Below are 18282 nucleotides of genomic sequence, written 5' to 3' on the forward strand. Positions count from 1 at the left end.
GTCAGCTACTCCCCTCGGCGTCCGCCAGGTCGGCGATCGCCTGCTTGCCGAGCGCGAACGCCCGGTTACTGTTCGGCACACCCGCGTACACCGCGGTGTGCAGGAATACTTCCACGAGCTGTGCGGGGTCGATCCCGGCCCGCAGCGCGGACCGGATGTGCATGTCGAGTTCGTGGTCGTTGCCGACGGCGGTGAGGACCGCGAGGGTGAGCAGGCGTCGGGTGGGGTGGTCGAGGCCGTCGCGGGCCCAGATGTCGCCCCACGCGGTGCGGGTGATGAAGTCCTGGAACGGTTCGGTGAATGCGGTGCTGCCCGCGATCGAACGGTCCACGTGGGTGTCGCCGAGGACGGACCGGCGTACCCGTTCGCCGACGGCGTGGACGGTGCGGCGGGCGTCGGCGACTGCGGCGGCGTCGGAGCCGGCGAGGTGCCGGTCGATCAGCCGGGTGACGGGGCCGGCCTGTTCGACGTTGGCGAGGTGCGCGCCGGGGGAGACGACGTGCAGGTGTGCACCGGCGATACCGTCGGCGATCGTCGCCAGCACCGGCGGCGGTGTGGGGCCGTCCTGCTCGCCGGCGATCACGAGGGTGGGGGCGACGATACGGGCCAGGTCGGCCCGCCCGTCCCACTGCGCCAGCGCCTCGCAGCAGCCGGCGTAGCCCTCGTCGGAGGTGCCGGACACCATCGCGACGTGCCGCTCGACGAGTTCCGGATCCCGCTGCGCCAGTTCGGGAGTGAACCAGCGTCCGACGATCGACTCGGCGATCGACGCGACACCGTCGGCGCGGACGGCCGCGGCCCGGTCCAGCCACGGCTGGGCGGGGGCGAACTGCGCCGACGTGCACAGCAGCGTCAGTGTCCGCACCCGGGCCGGACGGTGCGCGGCCAGCCACTGGCCGACGGCGCCGCCGAGGGACAGGCCCACGATGTGCGCGGCGTCCACCCCGAGCGTGTCGAGGAGCGCGACCACGTCGCCGCCGAGGTCGGCGACCGTGTACGGGCCGGCGGGGGCGGGGGAGCGGCCGTGGCCGCGGTGGTCGACGGCGATCACCCGGTAGCGAGCGGCGAGCGCGTGGATCTGCGGATCCCACATGTGCAGGTCGGAGCCGAGGGAGCCGAGCAGCACGACCGGCGGTGCGGCCGGGTCGCCGTGGGTCTCGTGGTGCAGGTCTACCGTCACGGATGTCCTCCGGTGGTTCGGGTGGCGAGGGCCCGGTCGACGAGGTCGACGGCGTGGCCGAGGTAGTGCACGGGGTCGAGCAGGTCGCGCAGTGTCTCCGGGGACAGGTGCGCGGTGATCGCCGGGTCGGCGTCGAGTGCGGCACCGGATGCGGCTGCGGAGGTGACGATGTCGCGGGCGGCATCGGTGTGCTCGGACAGGGCTCGGGTGACGCGTTCGGCGAGGATCAGCCCGCCGGTCGCCTCGAGGTTGCGGGCCAGCGCGCCGGGGTGGACGTGCAGTCGGGTCAGGCTCGACGCGAGCCGTCCTGCGGCGCCGCCGGTGAGCCGCAGCAGATCGGTGAGCGTCTCCCATTCGGCGTGCCACGCCCCGGCCGCGCGGGCGAACTCGTGGTCCATCGACGACAGGATCGTCGACACCAGGCCCGGCACCCGCCGGGCCGCGGCGCGGGCGGTGATCGCGGCGACCGGATTGCGCTTGTGCGGCATGGCCGACGAGCCGCCGGGCGCGTCCTCGGCGACCTCACCGAACTCGGTGGACGCCATCGCGACGACGTCGGTGGCCGGCTTGGACACCGTGCCCGCCGCGAGTCCCAGCGCCGACGCCAGGGCGGCGATCGGGGTGCGGACGGTGTGCCACGGCACGGTCTGCCGGGCGAGACCGAGATCGTCGGCGAGGGCATCGGCCATGACGAGGCCGTGCGGGTGGACGGCCGCGAGAGTGCCTGCCGCGCCGCCGAACGCGGCGGGCAGTGCGGACAGGGCCGTCTCGACGGCATCGGCCGCGGCGTCGAGTCCGGTGCACCACGACACCGCCAGCGCACCGAACGTGGTGGGCAGTGCCTGCTGGCCGAGGGTGCGCGCCACCATGGGGGTACTGCGGTGTCGGCCGGCGAGGTCGGCGGCGGCGTCGGCCGCGGCCCGCAGGTTGCCGGTGACGATGCGTCCGGCGTTGCTGGACAGCAGCATCAGCGCCGAGTCCAGGACGTCCTGGCTGGTGGCGCCGACGTGCACGGCCGCCGCCGGAACCCCCTCCGCCGCGCACGCGGCCCGCAGGATCTTCACCAGCGGGATCACCGGGTTGCCGCCGGCCGCGGATGCCCGACCCAGGTCGGCGACGTCGATCCGACCGGGTGCGGCCAAGCGCGCGGCGACGGCGGTCACCGTCGCCGCGTGGGCGGCGTCGACGAGTCCGACGGTGGCGGCCGCGCGGGTGAGCGCGGCCTCGACCTCGAGGAGTGCACCCACCCAGGCGTGGTCGGAGACCGTCTCGGCGAGCTCACCGGCCCCGAAGATCGGGTCGAACAGGTCGCCGCGGGTGTGCGTCACGGGAAACTCCTGATCACAACTCGAAGAACGGCGTCTCGACACCGTCGGGGTCGCTGTCCTGAACATAGACGGTCAGGTGGTAGCCGTCGTCGGTCTTGCGCGCGATCAGCTTGGCGCGCTGCGACTCCGGCAGCGACGACAGCACCGGGTCGACGGCATGCGCCGCGGTGTCCTCCGGGAAGTACAGGCGCGTGTACAGACGCTCGAGCATGCCGCGCGCGAGGATCCCGACGTTCACGTGCGGTGCCTCGACGGTGTGGTTCTCGGCGGGCAGCGCACCCGGCTTGACGGTGTGGATCGCGGCGGTGCCGGTCTCGTCGGCGCCGGCGCGTCCGAAGCCGCGGAATCCCGCGGGCACCGACTCGGCCGCGCCCCGCGGATCGTCCGGGTGCGTGAAGCGTCCGGCGGCGTCGGCCTGCCACGTCTCGATCAGCGCGTCGGCGACCGGGACCCGATCCCCGTCGAACACGGTGACCTGCAGCGTGATCCGGCCGGGCGTGCCCTCGGGTGCGGCGTCGGGGCCGTCGGCCCACGGCAGGCCGATGTGCCAGTACGGGCCCACCGTCTGCGACGGGGTGACCCCGAACTCCGCGGTGGTGAAGTCGCCGGGGGTGACGTCGTAGATCGGCGCGGTGTTGGCGGTGCTGTCAGTCATCGTGATCCTCGTCGTCCTCGAACGGGGTGGCCTCGCGTCCGCGCAGGACGATGTCGAAACGGAAACCCAGGGCCCAGTCGGCGACGGTCGCGTCGTAGTCGAACACGCCGACCATCCGGTGCCGGGCCTCGGCGGGCACCGAGTTGTAGATCGGGTCCTGGAAGAACAGCGGGTCGTCCGGGAAGTACATCTGCGTCACCAGACGCTGCGTGAACGACGTCCCGAACAGCGAGAAGTGGATGTGCGACGGCCGCCACGCGCTGTCGTGGTTGCGCCACGGGTACGCGCCCGGCTTGATCGTCGTGAACGAGTACCGGCCGTCGGCGTCGGTGGCGCAGCGGCCCACCCCGTCGAAGTGCGGGTCGAGCGGGGCCGGCCAGTTGTCACCGATGTGGCGGTAGCGTCCGGCGGCGTTCGCCTGCCACACCTCGAGCAGAGTGTTGGGGACGGGCGTGCCGTTCGAGTCGAGGACGCGGCCGTGGACGACGATCCGCTGTCCCTGCGCCTCGCCGCCGTTGGCCATGGTCAGGTCGGCGTCGCCGGGGGCGACCCGGTCCTCGCCGAACACGGGCCCGGTGAGTTCGCCGAGTCGCTGCGGCAGCAACTTCAGCGGCTGACGCGGACTGCGCAGGCGGGTGGTCTTGTAGTCGGCGAAATCGAGCGGCGCATTCACGCCGGAACCGAGCGGCGGGTACTGCGGGGGTAGATGAAGCATGGGGACCTCGGTGACGGAATCAGCGGGCAGGGTACGAGCAGGACGTTCGCAATGCGGACGTATAGACGCTATGCGAACACCCTAGCCGGTTCGCGAGGGTCGATCAACGATCTCGAGCGGGAGTGTTCGTAATGCGGACGAGAGTTCACAACGCGTACAGATAGTCGTATGCTGGCCGCCATGATGGACAAAGTCATTGCCACAGCAGCCGAGGCTGTCGCCGACATCCCGGACGGTGCCACGATCGCCGTCGGCGGATTCGGCCTGGTCGGAGTGCCGGAGATCCTCATCGACGCACTCCTCGCGCAGGGGGCGACGGACCTCGAGACCGTCAGCAACAACTGCGGCACCGACGGCTTCGGCCTCGGTGTGCTGCTCGAGCAGGGGCGCATCCGCCGCACCATCGGGTCGTACGTCGGCAGCAACAAGGAGTTCGCGCGCCAGTACCTCTCCGGTGAACTCGAGGTGGAGCTGACGCCGCAGGGCACCCTCGCCGAGCGGCTCCGGGCCGGCGGCGCCGGCATCCCCGCGTTCTTCACCCCGGCCGGTGTCGGCACCCAGGTCGCCGACGGCGGACTGCCGCGCCGCTACGACGGCAACGGCGGCATCGCGGTCGCCAGCCCGCCCAAGGAGACCCGCGAGTTCGACGGCAAGACGTACGTCCTCGAACACGGCATAGTCGCCGACTACGCCCTCGTCCACGCATGGAAGGGCGACCGGCACGGCAACCTCGTGTACCGGCGCAGCGCCCGCAACTTCAACCCGCCCGCCGCCGCGTCCGGCCGCATCACCATCGCGCAGGTCGAACACCTCGTCGAACCGGGCGAACTGGATCCCGAGCAGATCCACACCCCGGGCATCCACGTGCAGCGCGTCGTGCCCGTGGGCAAGGTCACTGTCGGAATCGAGAAGCGAACGGTACGAGCATGACTCAGACGATCACCCGGAAGCTGACCCGCGAGCAGATGGCCGCGCGCGTCGCACAGGAACTGTCCGACGGACAGTACGTCAACCTCGGCATCGGCATGCCGACCCTGGTCCCCAACTTCGTGCCCGACGACATCACCGTCGTCCTGCACTCGGAGAACGGTGTCCTCGGCGTCGGCCCGTACCCCACCGAGGACGAACTCGACCCCGAACTCATCAACGCCGGCAAGGAAACCATCACGGCGATGCCCGGCGCCTCGTTCTTCGACTCGTCGCAGTCGTTCGGCATGATCCGCGGCGGCCAGGTCGACGTCGCCGTCCTCGGCGCCATGCAGGTGTCCGCCACCGGTGACCTCGCCAACTGGATGATCCCCGGCCACATGGTCAAGGGCATGGGCGGCGCGATGGACCTCGTCCACGGCGCCAAACGCGTCATCGTGATGATGGAACACGTCTCCAAGAAGGGCGACCCCAAGATCCTCGACGAATGCACCCTGCCGCTCACCGGCAAGGGCTGCGTGCAGCGGATCATCACCGACATGGCCGTCCTCGACGTCACCCCCGACGGACTACGCCTCGTCGAAACCGCCCCCGGCATCACCGTCGACGACGTCGTCGCCGCCACCGCCGCGACGCTGCTGTAGGCGGCTACGCCACCCGTGCGCCTTTTTGGTAGCTCCCACTACCAAAAAGGCGCACAGCGAGTGCTCACCGCCGCCGCGCCAATGTGACCAGGTGGTCGATGGTGTTCTTCTCGGCGCCGTCGGGGAGGGCGTCGACGGGCCACCAGCGCAGGTCCTGGGATTCGTCGCTGATGGTGGCGGGCGTCTCGGCGGCCGGGCCGGGTGCGGTGACGAGGAACCGTAGATCCAGGTGCCGGGTGGGGACGCCGAGTGAGCACGTGATGGGGTGCGTGTGCGCCGACAGCAGTCGCGGATCGATCCGTAGACCGTCGATGCCGGACTCCTCCCGCGCCTCCCGCAGGGCCGCGTCGACGACGGTGTCGTCGCCCTCCTCGCAGTGCCCGCCGAGTTGGATCCAGCGGCCCACCCGCGGGTGCAGGGTGAGCAGCACGTGTTCGCCGGTGGCGTCGAGGACGAGTGACGACGCCGTGACGTGCCCGGGCGCGTGCGCGCGCAGGCAGCCGTCGGGGGCGGAGTCGAGGAACGCGAGCATGGTGTGCCGCAACGAGTCCGCGTCGTCGGAGTCGGCGACCCAGTCCGTGAGCGCCGCCCGCGCCGATGCGTGCAGCGACCGGGCACTCAAAGCTCCACCAGCGCGTCGCCGGGCTCACGCGCATCCCGCGGCGTCAACGGCTCGAGTGGATGTCCGACGGCGATCGCCCCGAGCGGCTGCCAGTCGGCGGGCAGATCCAGGGCGGTCCGGACGGTGTCGGCCGCGAAGATCGTCGACCCGATCCAGCAGCTGCCGACGCCGCGGGTCGCGAGCGACACCAGCAGCCCCTGCACGGCGGCACCGACCGCGACCGTGAACATCGTCGACTCGGCGCGGGTGCGCCGCTCGTCCGGATAGTCGTGGGCGCCGTCCGGTACACAGAACGGGATCACCACCTCGGGGGCGTGGAACAGGATGTCGCCGCGCGCGATCCGCATCTCGATCCGCTCGGCGTCCAGGCCGTCGGACGCGAGATCCGTGCGCCAGCGCTCGCGCATCGCGTCCAGCAGGCGGGCCCGGACGTCGGGACTGCGCAGCCACACGAACCGCACCGGACGGGTGTGGTGCGGGGCCGGCGCGGTGAGCGCGTCCGCGATCGCGGCGCGCAGCACGTCGGGGTCCACCGGCTCGTCGGAGAATTCGCGCACCGACCGGCGCAGCAGCAGCGCCTCACGCCGGCCCTGCTCGAACGATTCGGCGGTGCCCAACCAGAACAGGTCCTCCGGGCCGCGGCGGATCAGATCCTGCGCCGACGAGCCGTCGTCGAGACCGTCTGCGTCGAGACCGTCCACGGCGAGACCGCGCACGACCGCGACCGGCATGCCGCCCAGCTTGCCCTTGACGAGGTCGGCGGCGGCGGCGATCTCGTCGGCCACGGCCACCTCGGTCACCAGCAGCTCGTTGCCCTGACCGTCCACCGAACCGGCGTACGCGTGCAGCACCGGAATGCCGGACGCCCCGATCGCGGCGTCGATCTGCCCGATCCGCCACGCCCGCCCCATCGTGTCGGTCACGACGACCGCGACCCGCACCCCGAGACGGTTCTCGATGTCCTGCCGCAGCTTTCGGGCACTGCCGTCCGGGTCCTCCGGCAGCAGTGCGAGTTCGGCGCCGTCGACGTTGGAGCCGTCGATGCCCGACGCGGCCTGCACGATGCCGAGCTTGTTCTCGGTGATGAGGGTGCGGCCCTTGCGGGCCACGACCCGTACCGCCTCCTGGTCGACGAGACGCCTACGTGCAGCATCCCGCTCGTCGGGGTCGGTGGGGGAGGCCACGATCCGGCCCTCCACCTTGGAGAACACCTTGCTGGTGACGACCACGACGTCGCCGTCGGCCAGCCACGGCGCCGCGTCGGTGATCGCCGCGGACAGGTCGTCGCCGGGCCGGAACTCGGGCAGCCCCGGCACCGGCAGGATCTCGATCGCCCGCCCGGCCCCGTGATCGCGCACGGTCACAGCGCAACCCCGGCGATGTCGAGGGCGGCGCGCACCATGTCGGCGGTCGCGTCGGGATCGGTCATGAGCAGCGGAACGCTGCGCACCTCGACCCCCGGCACGTCGGCGGTGTCGGTGGAGTGGATCAGCCAGCCGTCGAGGATGCCGGTCGCCGAGCGCGCCCCGTAGTGGCGGCCGATGGCCTCGGCGGACGTCTCCACCCCGATCACGGACAGGCATTCGTCGGCCATGCCGCGTAACGGTTTCCCGTCGATCACCGGGGACAGGCCGACGACCTTCGCGGCCGTGGTGCGCAGCGCGCCGCGGATGCCGGGGACGGCGAGGATCGCGCCGATGCTCACGACCGGGTTCGACGGGGCCAACAGTACGACGTCCGCGGTCTCGATGGCCTCGAGCACGCCCGGCGCCGGTGTCGCCTGCTCGGCGCCGATGTGCGCGAAGCTGTGGGTGGGGATCTGCGCCTTGTGGCGGACCCACCACTCCTGGAAGTGGATCGCCTTCTGCGTCGGATCGGCAGGGTCGGACTCGGGATCGGTGACGACGACGTGGGTTTCGCTGCGGTCGTCGCTGACCGGCAGCAGTGTGACACCCGGCTGCCAGCGGTTGCACAGTGCCTCGGTCACCGCCGAGAGCGGGTAGCCGGTGCGCAGCATCTGGCTGCGGATCAGATGCGTGGCGATGTCCCGGTCGCCGAGGCCGAACCAGTCCGGCTGGGCGCCGTAGGCCGCGAGTTCCTCTTTGGCATTCCAGGTTTCACCGGCATGACCCCACCCGCGTTCGGGGTCGATGCCGCCGCCGAGGGTGTACATGCAGGTGTCGAGATCCGGGCAGATCCGCAGGCCGTGCATCCACACGTCGTCGCCGACGTTGACGACGGCGGTGATCCGATGCGCGGGGCCGTCCCCGCCGTTCCCGGCATCTTCGAGCAGGTTCCGAACTCCTTGGAGGAATCGAGCCCCGCCGACGCCGCCAACCAATACAGTCACGTTCACGTTCCGAAGCCTATGCGGTGCCGTCGAATCGGTCGGGTTCTACCACGATTGCGGGACGTGCGCGGGATGGTAAACGACTTTCCCGTTTCGGCTTGACCCGACACGCCAGCGCGTGTCTAATCACATTTATGTCATTCCGGGTTCGTGGGGCGAGTTCACCCGGTATGAGCCTCTACTCGAACCGTCGTTCGGGCACTTGTCGGGACGAATGTCGGGTGGGAACAGCAGTGCAGGAACAGCGAGGGTTCGAGGGTGTCCTCGGCTCTCTGCAGTGACGACAAGTGAGGAGGCGGAGCGATGCACGTTCAGAAGTACGGGTTCGACACTCCCGGAACTCCTCTGACCGTGGTCGGTGAGCGATTGCACACCGAGTCGAAGATGGGGGCGGTAGTGGGTCTGCCGGCGAGTGAGGGTTTCGACGATATCGATCTCGGAGTGAGTGCTCCCCGATTGAGCCTGCTTCCGGGCCTCGACGCGGTGTACGACGACGAGGACGAGCAGTGGCAGGACCGCGCGCTGTGCGCGCAGACCGACCCCGAGGCGTTCTTCCCCGAGAAGGGCGGATCGACCCGCGAGGCCAAGCGCATCTGCCTGGGGTGCGAGGTGCGGACCGACTGCCTCGAGTACGCGCTCTCGAACGACGAGCGGTTCGGGATCTGGGGTGGCCTGTCGGAGCGGGAGCGCCGCCGCCTCAAGCGCGGAATCATCTGACCCGCACCGTGTTCCGACAGACCCCGGCCGTCTAGACCTGGCCGGGGTCGATCACGTCCGGGTCCACCCCCAGATACGTCGCGACCTGCTCGGTCAGGACGTCGTGCACGAGGTCCTCGAGGTCGGCGGGTGTCTTCGCACGCAGTTCGAGGGGGCGCCGGAACAGCACGATACGGGCGCGCGTCGTGGTGCCGTGCCGGTCGATGCCGGCCGGGATCAGCCGTGACAGTGGTACCGGTCCGTCCGCGACCACCTCCGGCGGCCAGTTCACCGAGTCCGGGTCGATCGCCCGGATGCGCGGCACGTCGTCGACCGCGATGTCGAGCTTGGTGAGCCGGTCGTGCCAGCGTGCGTCGACGGGTTCGAACGCGTTCAGGACCAGATGGTCGAACTTCTCGGCGCGGGTGCGTGCCGCCGGCAGGCCCGGCGGCAGCAGCGGTCCGCGGATTCCCCGGCCACGCCGCGTGACCGAACGTGACGTCAGGGGGCGGGGACGACGAGCTCTGGACATGGAGGGGACCCTACCGTGACGGCCCCCGGCGGTCGCTCCGGTGAGACGGCCGATGCTGGTGGGGGATAGTCCCGTGTGTCGGAGTAGGCCAACCGCGGAGTTGGGGTTAGTCTCCTTGCTTGTGAGATCACTGCGTCGTTGTTGCCGGCCTGGGTGCAAGAACCCTGCTGTCGCGACCCTGACGTACGTGTACTCCGATTCCACCGCGGTGGTCGGGCCGTTGGCGACGGTCGCGGAACCGCATTCGTGGGACCTGTGCGAGAGCCACGCGTCGCGGATCACCGCCCCCAAGGGCTGGGAACTGGTGCGGTACGAGGGTGGTTTCTCCTCGAGCACGCCGGACGAGGACGATCTCACCGCGCTCGCCGAGGCCGTCCGCGAGGCCGGCCTGGGGGAGCGTCATCGCCCCGACACCGGATCGGCCGCCGAGACGTCGACGGCTGTGGCTGCGCCGTCGACCCCGCCGACCGCACGCACCGGACGTCGCGGTCATCTTCGGGTTCTGCCCGATCCCGCCAACTGAGGCGTCTCTCCCCGTTCCGGCTGCCGACCGACCCGTCGAACCCCGACATTTCGCTCGGGAAGCGCGACCGGGGCATTCCCCACTAGGCTCGGTGACCGACCCGATTGCGTCCGCGCGACCGGGTCGGACAAGCGGTGCGGCGAACAATGCGCGTCGCATCAACGAACAGCAGGAGAACTCAGCAGTGGAGCGGTCCGCCGAATCCGTCAATGCCGTGATCAAGGCCTACGACGTGCGTGGCGTCGTAGGCGAGCAGATCGACGCCGACTTCGTCCGTGACGTCGGGGCGTCGTTCGCGCGCCTGGTCCGCGACGAGCCGGCCGCCGGTGAGCGTGTGACGCGGGTCGCGATCGGCCACGACATGCGGGAGTCGTCCCCCGCCCTGTCCCGGGCGTTCGCCGACGGTGTCGTGTCGCAGGGCCTCGACGTGGTGCACATCGGCCTGGCGTCCACCGATCAGCTGTACTTCGCGTCGGGGGTGCTGGACTGCCCGGGCGCGATGTTCACCGCGAGCCACAATCCGGCGAAGTACAACGGCATCAAGTTGTGCCGCGCGGGTGCCAAGCCCGTCGGCCAGGACACCGGTCTGACCGTGATCGCCCGCGAGGTCGCCGAGGGTGTCCCGGCGTTCGACGGGCCGGCCGGAACGGTCACCGAGGACGATGTCCTCGACCGCTACTCGGCGTTCGTGCGCGGCCTGGTGGATCTGTCCGAGCTGCGTCCGCTGCGGATCGCGGTCGACGCCGGCAACGGCATGGGCGGGCACACCGTGCCGGCCGTGTTCGGGCCGATGCCGGTGGAGATCCTGCCGCTGTACTTCGAGCTCGACGGCTCGTTCCCCAACCACGAGGCCAATCCGCTCGACCCCGCGAACCTGGTGGATCTGCAGGCGTTCGTGCGGGAGACCGGCGCGGACATCGGTCTGGCGTTCGACGGTGACGCCGACCGCTGCTTCGTCGTCGACGAGAACGGTGACCCGGTGTCGCCGTCCGCGGTGACCGCGCTCGTCGCCGAGCGGGAACTGGGGAAGGAACCCGGCGGCACGATCATCCACAACCTCATCACCTCCCGGTTCGTGCCCGAACTGGTCGGCAGGCTCGGTGGCACCGCCGTCCGTACCCGCGTCGGGCATTCGTTCATCAAGCAGCAGATGGCCGAGACGGCGGCCGTGTTCGGTGGCGAGCACTCCGCGCACTACTACTTCCGCGACTTCTGGGGTGCCGATTCGGGCATGCTCGCGGCGCTGCACGTGCTGGCCGCGCTCGGCGAGCAGGACCGTCCCCTCTCGGAGCTGATGCGCGCCTACGAGGGCTACGCCGCGTCCGGGGAGATCAACTCGACGGTCGCCGACGCCACCGAGCGGACCGCCGCGGTGGTCGAGGCGTTCGCCGACCGGACGGCGGCCGTGGACCGGCTCGACGGCGTCACCGTCGACCTCGCCGACGGGGCCTGGTTCAACCTGCGGGCGTCCAACACCGAGCCGCTGCTGCGCCTGAACGTCGAGGCACGCACTCCCGCCGCGGTCGACGCGATCGTCACCGAGATCCTCGCCGTGGTGCGCGCCCGGCCGGCGCAATAGCTGGGATACTCGAGTGACCTGGAGCGGTCGGGGGGACAGGGGAGTGGGAGAAAGGGAGGTGTGTCGGTCATGACGGCACCGTCGTCTCTGCTCGACCTCGACGACACCGACGCGCTGCTCGCCGCGGATGTCGACGGCACACTTCGTTTCGCGGCCCTCGGCGGCGCCCAGATCCGGGCGACGCACGCCGCCGTCGAGGAGGGTGCCCTCGCCCGGCTCCGCGGGTTGCAGCCGCGCAGCATCGTGTTCGTCACCGGTGCAGGCCGGGCGGCGCGGGCCGCCGGCCTGTTCACGGCGACGGTCGGCAGCCGGATCGGTGTGCCGCTCGTCGAATGTCCGGTGACCCCGCGGTGGGTCGGGCCGCTCGACGTGGTCGTCGTCGCCGGTGGCGACGCCGGCGATCCGCGGCTCGTCGAGTCCGTGGACCGGGCGCTGCGGCGTGGTGCCGAGGTGGTCGTCGCGGCACCCGACGAGGGCCCGTTGCGGGCTGCGGGCGCCGGTGGTGCGGTGCCACTCCCGCCGCGGGTCGCGGTCCCCGACCAGCACGGTCTGCTGCGGTATCTCACGGTGTTCCTCGCGGTGCTCGCCGCCCTCGGATCCGAGCGGACGGCCGCGGTGTGCCCGGACCTGGGCCTGCTCGCCGACGCCGTCGACGACGAGTCGTTGCGGGCACATCCCCGCAACGAGGTCTTCCACAATCCGGCGAAGGCGCTCGCCGCCCGCATGCAGGGCCGGCGGGTGGTCCTGGCCGGCGACGGACCGGCCACCACCGAGCTGGCACGGCACGGCAGCGAGATCCTGCTGCGGTCCGGTGCCGCGATCGCCGCCGCGACGGACCTGGCGGAGGCGGTCGCGGGTGTCCCGCGGTTCACGGCGTCCACCGTGTCCGACGCGGCCGGATACGACCCGCTGTTCCACGACGAGCAGCTCGACGGCCCCGTCCCCGGTCTGCCGGTGCGGGTGTTCGTCCTCGCGACGGAGGCGACCCGACTGCTGACCGAACGCCGTGTCGCGGCACTGCCCGACGTGGACGTGCTCGTGGCGGTGCACGAGCACGTCCACCCGGCGGACATCGCGGCGAGCGGTCCCGGGCCGGAGCCGGTGACGGTGTCCGACCCGCGCGGGGACATCGAGCAGATGGCAGTTCTCGTCGGCCGACTCGAGATGAGTGCGGCCTATCTACGTTTGATCGGTGGTAACTAGTGCGCCCACTCGAAGGTGCGCTCCGGTCCTACGCCTGGGGATCACGGACCGCGCTCGCGGAACTGCGCGGCCGTCCCAGCCCCAGCGCGCATCCGGAAGCAGAGCTGTGGCTGGGAGCGCATCCCGGCGACCCGGCCCGGGTCGTCGAGGACGGCGCCGTCCGGTCGCTGCGGGACGTCGTCGACGCCGACCCGGCCCGCGAACTCGGGGACCGGTGCATCACCGACTTCGGGGTGCGGCTGCCGTTCCTGCTCAAGGTGCTCGCGGCCGAGGAGCCGCTGTCGCTGCAGGCGCATCCCAGTGCGGAGCAGGCCCGGGAGGGGTTCGCGCGGGAGGAGGCGGCCGGTATCCCGATCGATTCGCCCGAACGCAACTACCGGGACGCGAGTCACAAGCCCGAACTCGTCGTGGCCCTCACCCGATTCGAGGCGCTCGCGGGTTTCCGGGACCCGCACCGGACCGTCCGACTGCTCGAGGCCCTCGACGTGCGCGAACTCGACCCGTATGTGGGACTGCTTGCCGGGCAACCCGATTCGGGTGGATTGCGCGCCCTGTTCACGACCTGGATCACCCTGCCGTCGCCGTCCCTGTCGGCGCTGCTACCGGCGGTCCTCGACGGCTGCGTCACCTACCTGTCCGACCCCGACGGGCACGGCGCCGAGTTCGTGGCGGAGGTGCGCACAGCCCTCGAGTTGAGTGAGGGTTACCCGGGGGACGCCGGTGTCCTGGCGTCGCTGCTGCTCAACCGGGTCACCCTCGAACCCGGGCAGGGACTGTTCCTCGACGCCGGCAACCTGCACGCCTACCTGCACGGCACCGCCGTCGAGATCATGGCGAACTCGGACAACGTCCTGCGCGGCGGGCTGACCCCGAAGCACGTCGACGTCCCCGAGCTGTTGCGGGTGCTCGACTTCGACTCGGTCGACGTCCCGGTGCTGGCACCGGTCGCCGCGGCGGAGACCGGATGGGGCGTCTACCCGACCCAGGCCCCGGAGTTCCGGCTCGCGAAGATCGATCTCGACACCGCCGACGGGGCCGCGACCGGGTTCGTACCGGACGGCCCGCAGATCCTGCTGTGCACGTCCGGCGCCGCGAAGGTGACGTGCGCGACGCGGTCCCTCGCCCTCGAGAGTGGCGGCTCGGTGTGGATCTCGGCGTCGGACAGCGACATCCGGATCCAGGCATGCGCCGAGCGCACCCGGCTGTTCGTCGCCGGGGTCGGCTCCGCCGTCGGGTGAGCTGTGATCGACGCAATTCCGTGCCGTACCCTGTGACCCGCTCATTTTCGACGGGAGGAGTGGCCGGTGTCGGCTCATGGGGGTAAGAAAGCGATCTTCGCGGCACTGACCGCGAACGCGGGCATCGCGGTCGCGAAGTTCACCGGATTCCTCGTCACCGGATCGTCGTCGATGCTGGCTGAATCGGTTCACTCGGTGGCCGACACATCCAACCAGGGGCTGCTGCTGCTCGGCCAGAAGCGTGCCGAGAAGCAGGCCGACGACCTGCACCAGTTCGGGTACGGCCGCAACCGCTACTTCTATTCGTTCGTCGTCGCGCTGGTGCTGTTCACGCTCGGGTCGCTGTTCGCGATCTACGAGGGCGTCCACAAGATCCAGCATCCCGAGGGCCTGTCGTCGCCGCTCGTGGCCGTCGTCATCCTCGTGATCGCGATCGCGCTCGAGGGATACAGCTTCCGCACCGCCGTCGGGGAATCGCGTCCGCTCAAGGGGAACGCGAGCTGGTGGGGGTTCATCCGCACGTCGCGCAGCCCAGAGCTGCCGGTCGTGCTGCTCGAGGACAGCGGCGCGCTCGTGGGCCTGGTCCTCGCGCTCGGCGGCGTCGGCCTGACGATGCTCACCGGGAACCCGGTGTGGGACGGCATCGGCACGCTGTGCATCGGTGTACTGCTCGGCGTCATCGCCGTCGTCCTCATCGTGGAGATGAAGAGCCTGCTGATCGGGGAGGCCGCGAAGCCGGACGAGGAGGCCGCGATCCTCGCCGCCCTCGTGGACGGGAAACGCATCGACCGGGTCATCCACTGCCGCACGCAGTACCTGGGGCCGGAGGAGATTCTGGTCGCGGCCAAGGTCGCGATCGTGCCGGGGCTGGACATCGGGGACGTCGCGACCGCGATCGACGACGCAGAGAAGAGGATTCGTACCGCACTACCCGCCGCCACGTTGATCTACATCGAACCCGATCTGTACCGCACCACCGTGGGATAGCGGTGTCGGGAGACCGTACCGACAGGCGGTGTCCCGGCATAGGCTTTCCCTCATCTCACCCCTCCCGAGGAGGACCCGATGGCGACACCCGCCAGGAAGCCCGCGAGTACTCGCTCCGGACTGTTCCGCACCAAATCGATCGAGCAGTCGATCCGCGAGACCGACGAACCCGAGACCAAACTCCGCAAGGATCTGACGGGGTGGGATCTGACGGTCTTCGGTGTCGCGGTGGTGATCGGCGCGGGCATCTTCACGCTGACGGCGCGGACCGCCGGCAACGTCGCCGGGCCGTCGGTGTCCCTCGCGTTCGTGTTCGCGTCGATCGCGTGCGCGTTCGCGGCCCTGTGCTACGCCGAGTTCGCGTCCACCGTGCCCGTCGCCGGCAGCGCGTACACGTTCTCGTACGCCACGTTCGGTGAGTTCGTCGCGTGGATCATCGGGTGGGACCTCATCCTGGAATTCGCGCTCGCGGCGGCCGTCGTCTCGAAGGGGTGGTCGCTGTATCTCGGTGAGGTGCTCGGCGGTTCGCGGACGATCCTCCATCTCGGCCCGCTGGACATCGACTGGGGTGCGCTGATCATCGTCGCGATCATCACGGTGCTGCTGGCCACCGGAACCAAGGTGTCGTCGCGGGTCTCCGCGGTGGTCACCGCGATCAAGGTCGCCGTCGTGCTGTTCGTGGTGGTGCTCGGCGCGTTCTACATCAAGGCGGAGAACTATTCGCCGTACATTCCGCCGTCGGAGGCGACGGACACCGGCCAGGGCATCCACCAGTCGCTGTTCTCGTACGTCACCGGCGCCGGCGGCAGCGCGTTCGGCTGGTACGGACTGCTGGCCGCGGCGAGCCTGGTGTTCTTCGCGTTCATCGGCTTCGACGTCGTCGCGACCACCGCGGAGGAGACGAAGAACCCGCAGAAGGCACTGCCGCGCGGCATCCTCGGATCGCTCGCGATCGTGGCCGTGCTGTACGTCGCGGTCTCGCTCGTGCTCACCGGCATGGTCAACTACACCGAGCTCGCGGGCGACGACTCGACGCTCGCGACGGCGTTCGCGCTCAACGGCATGGACTGGGCCAAGAACCTCATCTCCTTCGGTGCCCTGGCCGGTCTGACGACCGTCGTCATGGTGCTCATGCTCGGCCAGACCCGCGTGCTGTTCGCGATGTCGCGGGACGGACTGATGCCGCGGTCGCTCGCCCCGACGAGCAAGCGCGGCACCCCCGTGCGGATCACGGTGATCGTCGGTGTCGTCGTCGCCGTTCTCGCGGCCGTCTTCCCGATCGGCACGCTCGAGGAGATGGTCAACATCGGCACGCTGTTCGCGTTCGTGCTGGTGTCGATCGGTGTGGTGATCCTGCGCCGCACCCGCCCGGATCTGCCGCGTGGCTTCCGGGTGCCGCTGGTGCCGCTGGTCCCGATCCTGGCCGTCGTGTCGTGCCTGTGGCTGATGGTCAACCTGTCGGTCGAGACGTGGCTGCGGTTCCTGGTGTGGATGGCGCTCGGTGTGGCCGTCTACTTCGCCTACAGCCGCAAGCATTCGATGATCGCGGTGCGGGAACGGCAGGCTGCCGCAGCCGAGGCGGCCGGGGGCGGCACCGACAACTGACTTTACAAATAAGCTCGATTGTCTAGACGGCTTACATCTAGGCGCGTATCGTCCATTCTCGAGTGAGGTCGCTCACAGCAGCGACCTTCGGGAAGGGGACGACGATGTCGAGCGATGTGGGCGACCGGGCCGTCGCGGCACCGGTGTGGCGGGACAGGAAGCGGTACCTGTGGCTGCTGGGCCTGATCCCGCCCACCGCACTGTTCGTCGCGACGGTCCTGGTGTGGGCGAGCAACCGGGTGGGGCTGGACGCCGTCGCCCCGGTCTGGTGGTGGATCGGGCCGCTGCTCGTCTACGGGCTGCTGCCGATCCTCGATCTGTGGTTCGGGCCGGACGGGCAGAATCCGCCCGACGAGGTGATGGAGCAGCTCGAGAACGACCGCTACTACCGGTGGTGCACGTACGCGTACATCCCGCTGCAACTGCTCACCCTCGTCGCCGCGTGCTACCTGTGGTCGGCGGACGACCTGTCCTGGCTCGGGATCGACGGCGGACTGGGCGTGGTGTCGAAGATCGGGCTCGCGATCAGCGTCGGCTGCGTCGCCGGCATCGGTATCAACACCGCCCACGAACTCGGCCACAAGAAGGACGACCTCGAGCGCTGGCTGTCGAAGGTGACGCTCGCGCAGTCGTTCTACGGCCACTTCTACATCGAGCACAACCGCGGCCACCACGTGCGGGTCGCGACGCCGGAGGACCCGGCGAGCTCCCGGTTCGGGGAGAGTTTCTGGGCGTTCCTGCCGCGCAGCGTGTGGGGGAGCCTGCGTTCGTCGTGGCGGCTGGAGAAGGCTCGGCTCGAACGACTCGGCAAGAGTCCGTGGACGCTGCACAACGACGTTCTCAATGCGTGGGTGATGTCGGTGGTGCTGTTCGGTGTACTGATCGCGGTCTTCGGGATCGGGGTGACGCCGTACCTGGTGCTGCAGGCCGTGTTCGGGTTCACGCTGCTCGAGACCGTCAACTATCTCGAGCACTACGGGCTGCTCCGGCAGCACACCGCGAGCGGCCGCTACGAGCGCTGCACGCCGGCGCACAGCTGGAACAGCGACCACATCTGCACCAACATCTTCCTGTACCACCTGCAGCGGCACAGCGACCATCACGCGAATCCGACACGGCGGTTCCAGACGTTGCGCAGCATGGACCTCGCCCCGAACCTGCCGAGCGGGTACGCGAGCATGATCATGCTCGCCTATGTGCCGCCGCTGTGGCGCGCCGTCATGGACAAGCGGGTGCTCGCCCACTACGACGGCGACATCACGAAGGTGAACCTGCAGCCGAGCAAGCGGGAGAAGTTGCTCGCGGCGTACGGCGCGGACGGCGGTGCGGCATGAGCGCGTACCGATGCCCGGTGTGCGAGTACGTGTTCGACGAATCCGTCGGCGCACCCCGGGAAGGATTTCCCGCCGGGACGGACTGGACGTCGGTGCCCGACGACTGGTGCTGCCCCGACTGCGGGGTCCGGGAGAAGATCGATTTCGAACAGGTGGGACCGTGA

General features: G+C 70.2%; 19 protein-coding genes. 11 read left to right on the forward strand and 8 right to left on the reverse strand.

The genetic code is table 11. The features are described from left to right. Window position 1 precedes the first annotated feature (1 nt). From pcaDC to pcaH, 4 genes are read right to left on the reverse strand one after another with little or no spacing between them, the layout of a single operon-like run. Complete coding sequence (gene pcaDC / locus E0497_RS10165; RefSeq protein ID WP_137724678.1) at window positions 2-1180, reverse strand: bifunctional 3-oxoadipate enol-lactonase/4-carboxymuconolactone decarboxylase PcaDC; 1179 nt, start codon at window positions 1178-1180, stop codon at window positions 2-4. Further along, window positions 1177-2508 carry a lyase family protein gene (locus tag E0497_RS10170; RefSeq protein ID WP_137724679.1) on the reverse strand — a complete coding sequence of 444 codons (1332 nt, stop codon included), beginning with the start codon at window positions 2506-2508 and terminating at the stop codon, window positions 1177-1179. Before E0497_RS10170 ends, pcaDC begins: the two co-directional genes overlap by 4 nt. A gap of 13 nt (window positions 2509-2521) precedes the next feature. Beyond that, on the reverse strand, window positions 2522-3163 hold the full coding sequence (gene pcaG, locus E0497_RS10175; protein WP_137724680.1) for a protocatechuate 3,4-dioxygenase subunit alpha: 642 nt from the start codon (window positions 3161-3163) through the stop codon (window positions 2522-2524). After that, window positions 3156-3878 carry a protocatechuate 3,4-dioxygenase subunit beta gene (gene pcaH, locus E0497_RS10180; RefSeq protein ID WP_137724681.1) on the reverse strand — a complete coding sequence of 241 codons (723 nt, stop codon included), beginning with the start codon at window positions 3876-3878 and terminating at the stop codon, window positions 3156-3158. Before pcaH ends, pcaG begins: the two co-directional genes overlap by 8 nt. Window positions 3879-4061: 183 nt before the next feature. On the opposite strand from pcaH, the gene E0497_RS10185 reads away from it, so the two are divergent. Together E0497_RS10185 and E0497_RS10190 are read left to right on the forward strand one after the other, a co-directional pair. Next, entirely contained in the window at window positions 4062-4808 is a 747-nt protein-coding gene (locus E0497_RS10185; protein ID WP_137724736.1) for a CoA transferase subunit A, read from the forward strand. Beyond that, window positions 4805-5449 (forward strand): CoA transferase subunit B, encoded by a 645-nt coding sequence (locus E0497_RS10190; protein ID WP_137724682.1) that lies wholly within the window; start codon window positions 4805-4807, stop codon window positions 5447-5449. Before E0497_RS10185 ends, E0497_RS10190 begins: the two co-directional genes overlap by 4 nt. 64 nt (window positions 5450-5513) lie before the next feature. On the opposite strand, the gene E0497_RS10195 is transcribed toward E0497_RS10190, so the two are convergent. The 3 genes from E0497_RS10195 to cofD are packed head-to-tail and all read right to left on the reverse strand — an operon-like array spanning window position 5514 to window position 8427. Beyond that, complete coding sequence (locus tag E0497_RS10195; RefSeq protein WP_137724683.1) at window positions 5514-6071, reverse strand: NUDIX hydrolase; 558 nt, start codon at window positions 6069-6071, stop codon at window positions 5514-5516. Next, entirely contained in the window at window positions 6068-7435 is a 1368-nt protein-coding gene (locus tag E0497_RS10200) for a coenzyme F420-0:L-glutamate ligase (protein ID WP_137724684.1), read from the reverse strand. Before E0497_RS10200 ends, E0497_RS10195 begins: the two co-directional genes overlap by 4 nt. After that, entirely contained in the window at window positions 7432-8427 is a 996-nt protein-coding gene (cofD, locus tag E0497_RS10205; RefSeq protein ID WP_137724685.1) for a 2-phospho-L-lactate transferase, read from the reverse strand. The genes E0497_RS10200 and cofD overlap by 4 nt, the downstream gene beginning before the upstream one ends. 378 nt (window positions 8428-8805) lie before the next feature. On the opposite strand from cofD, the gene E0497_RS10210 reads away from it, so the two are divergent. Next, a complete protein-coding gene (locus E0497_RS10210) occupies window positions 8806-9138 on the forward strand; it encodes a WhiB family transcriptional regulator (protein ID WP_137724737.1) in 333 nt (110 codons plus the stop codon). 31 nt (window positions 9139-9169) lie between these two features. On the opposite strand, the gene E0497_RS10215 is transcribed toward E0497_RS10210, so the two are convergent. Further along, window positions 9170-9649, reverse strand: coding sequence for a metallopeptidase family protein (locus E0497_RS10215; RefSeq protein WP_137724686.1), 480 nt, complete (start codon window positions 9647-9649; stop codon window positions 9170-9172). Window positions 9650-9770: 121 nt separating this feature from the next. Between E0497_RS10215 and E0497_RS10220 the strand changes: the two genes are divergently transcribed. The 8 genes from E0497_RS10220 (at window position 9771) to E0497_RS10255 (ending at window position 18282) form a co-directional block, all read left to right on the forward strand. Continuing rightward, on the forward strand, window positions 9771-10172 hold the full coding sequence (locus E0497_RS10220) for a DUF3499 domain-containing protein (RefSeq protein WP_137724687.1): 402 nt from the start codon (window positions 9771-9773) through the stop codon (window positions 10170-10172). 184 nt (window positions 10173-10356) lie between these two features. Further along, a complete protein-coding gene (locus E0497_RS10225) occupies window positions 10357-11751 on the forward strand; it encodes a phosphomannomutase/phosphoglucomutase (RefSeq protein WP_137724738.1) in 1395 nt (464 codons plus the stop codon). 69 nt (window positions 11752-11820) lie between these two features. Continuing rightward, complete coding sequence (locus tag E0497_RS10230) at window positions 11821-12954, forward strand: tobH protein (RefSeq protein ID WP_137724688.1); 1134 nt, start codon at window positions 11821-11823, stop codon at window positions 12952-12954. Next, entirely contained in the window at window positions 12954-14192 is a 1239-nt protein-coding gene (gene manA / locus E0497_RS10235; protein ID WP_137724689.1) for a mannose-6-phosphate isomerase, class I, read from the forward strand. Before E0497_RS10230 ends, manA begins: the two co-directional genes overlap by 1 nt. A 66-nt stretch (window positions 14193-14258) precedes the next feature. After that, window positions 14259-15179 (forward strand): cation diffusion facilitator family transporter, encoded by a 921-nt coding sequence (locus E0497_RS10240; protein WP_137724690.1) that lies wholly within the window; start codon window positions 14259-14261, stop codon window positions 15177-15179. A 78-nt stretch (window positions 15180-15257) separates the two neighbouring features. Next, the gene (locus E0497_RS10245) at window positions 15258-16784 is read left to right on the forward strand and encodes an amino acid permease (protein ID WP_137724691.1); all 1527 of its coding nucleotides are present in this window, start codon (window positions 15258-15260) and stop codon (window positions 16782-16784) included. A 104-nt stretch (window positions 16785-16888) separates the two neighbouring features. Then, window positions 16889-18118, forward strand: a complete 1230-nt coding sequence (locus tag E0497_RS10250) for an alkane 1-monooxygenase (protein ID WP_137724692.1) — start codon at window positions 16889-16891, stop codon at window positions 18116-18118. Beyond that, entirely contained in the window at window positions 18115-18282 is a 168-nt protein-coding gene (locus E0497_RS10255) for a rubredoxin (RefSeq protein WP_137724693.1), read from the forward strand. Before E0497_RS10250 ends, E0497_RS10255 begins: the two co-directional genes overlap by 4 nt.

The organism is Prescottella subtropica (assembly GCF_005434945.1).
GTDB lineage: Bacteria > Actinomycetota > Actinomycetes > Mycobacteriales > Mycobacteriaceae > Prescottella > Prescottella subtropica.

Coding starts and splice junctions, on each gene's coding strand:
- pcaG (WP_137724680.1), bottom strand. CDS start 3,163: ATGACTGACAGCACCGCCAACACCGCGCCGATCTACGACGTCACCCCC.
- pcaH (WP_137724681.1), bottom strand. CDS start 3,878: ATGCTTCATCTACCCCCGCAGTACCCGCCGCTCGGTTCCGGCGTGAAT.
- E0497_RS10185 (WP_137724736.1), top strand. CDS start 4,062: ATGGACAAAGTCATTGCCACAGCAGCCGAGGCTGTCGCCGACATCCCG.
- E0497_RS10190 (WP_137724682.1), top strand. CDS start 4,805: ATGACTCAGACGATCACCCGGAAGCTGACCCGCGAGCAGATGGCCGCG.
- E0497_RS10210 (WP_137724737.1), top strand. CDS start 8,806: ATGGGGGCGGTAGTGGGTCTGCCGGCGAGTGAGGGTTTCGACGATATC.
- E0497_RS10215 (WP_137724686.1), bottom strand. CDS start 9,649: ATGTCCAGAGCTCGTCGTCCCCGCCCCCTGACGTCACGTTCGGTCACG.
- E0497_RS10230 (WP_137724688.1), top strand. CDS start 11,821: ATGACGGCACCGTCGTCTCTGCTCGACCTCGACGACACCGACGCGCTG.
- E0497_RS10245 (WP_137724691.1), top strand. CDS start 15,258: ATGGCGACACCCGCCAGGAAGCCCGCGAGTACTCGCTCCGGACTGTTC.
- E0497_RS10250 (WP_137724692.1), top strand. CDS start 16,889: ATGTCGAGCGATGTGGGCGACCGGGCCGTCGCGGCACCGGTGTGGCGG.
- E0497_RS10255 (WP_137724693.1), top strand. CDS start 18,115: ATGAGCGCGTACCGATGCCCGGTGTGCGAGTACGTGTTCGACGAATCC.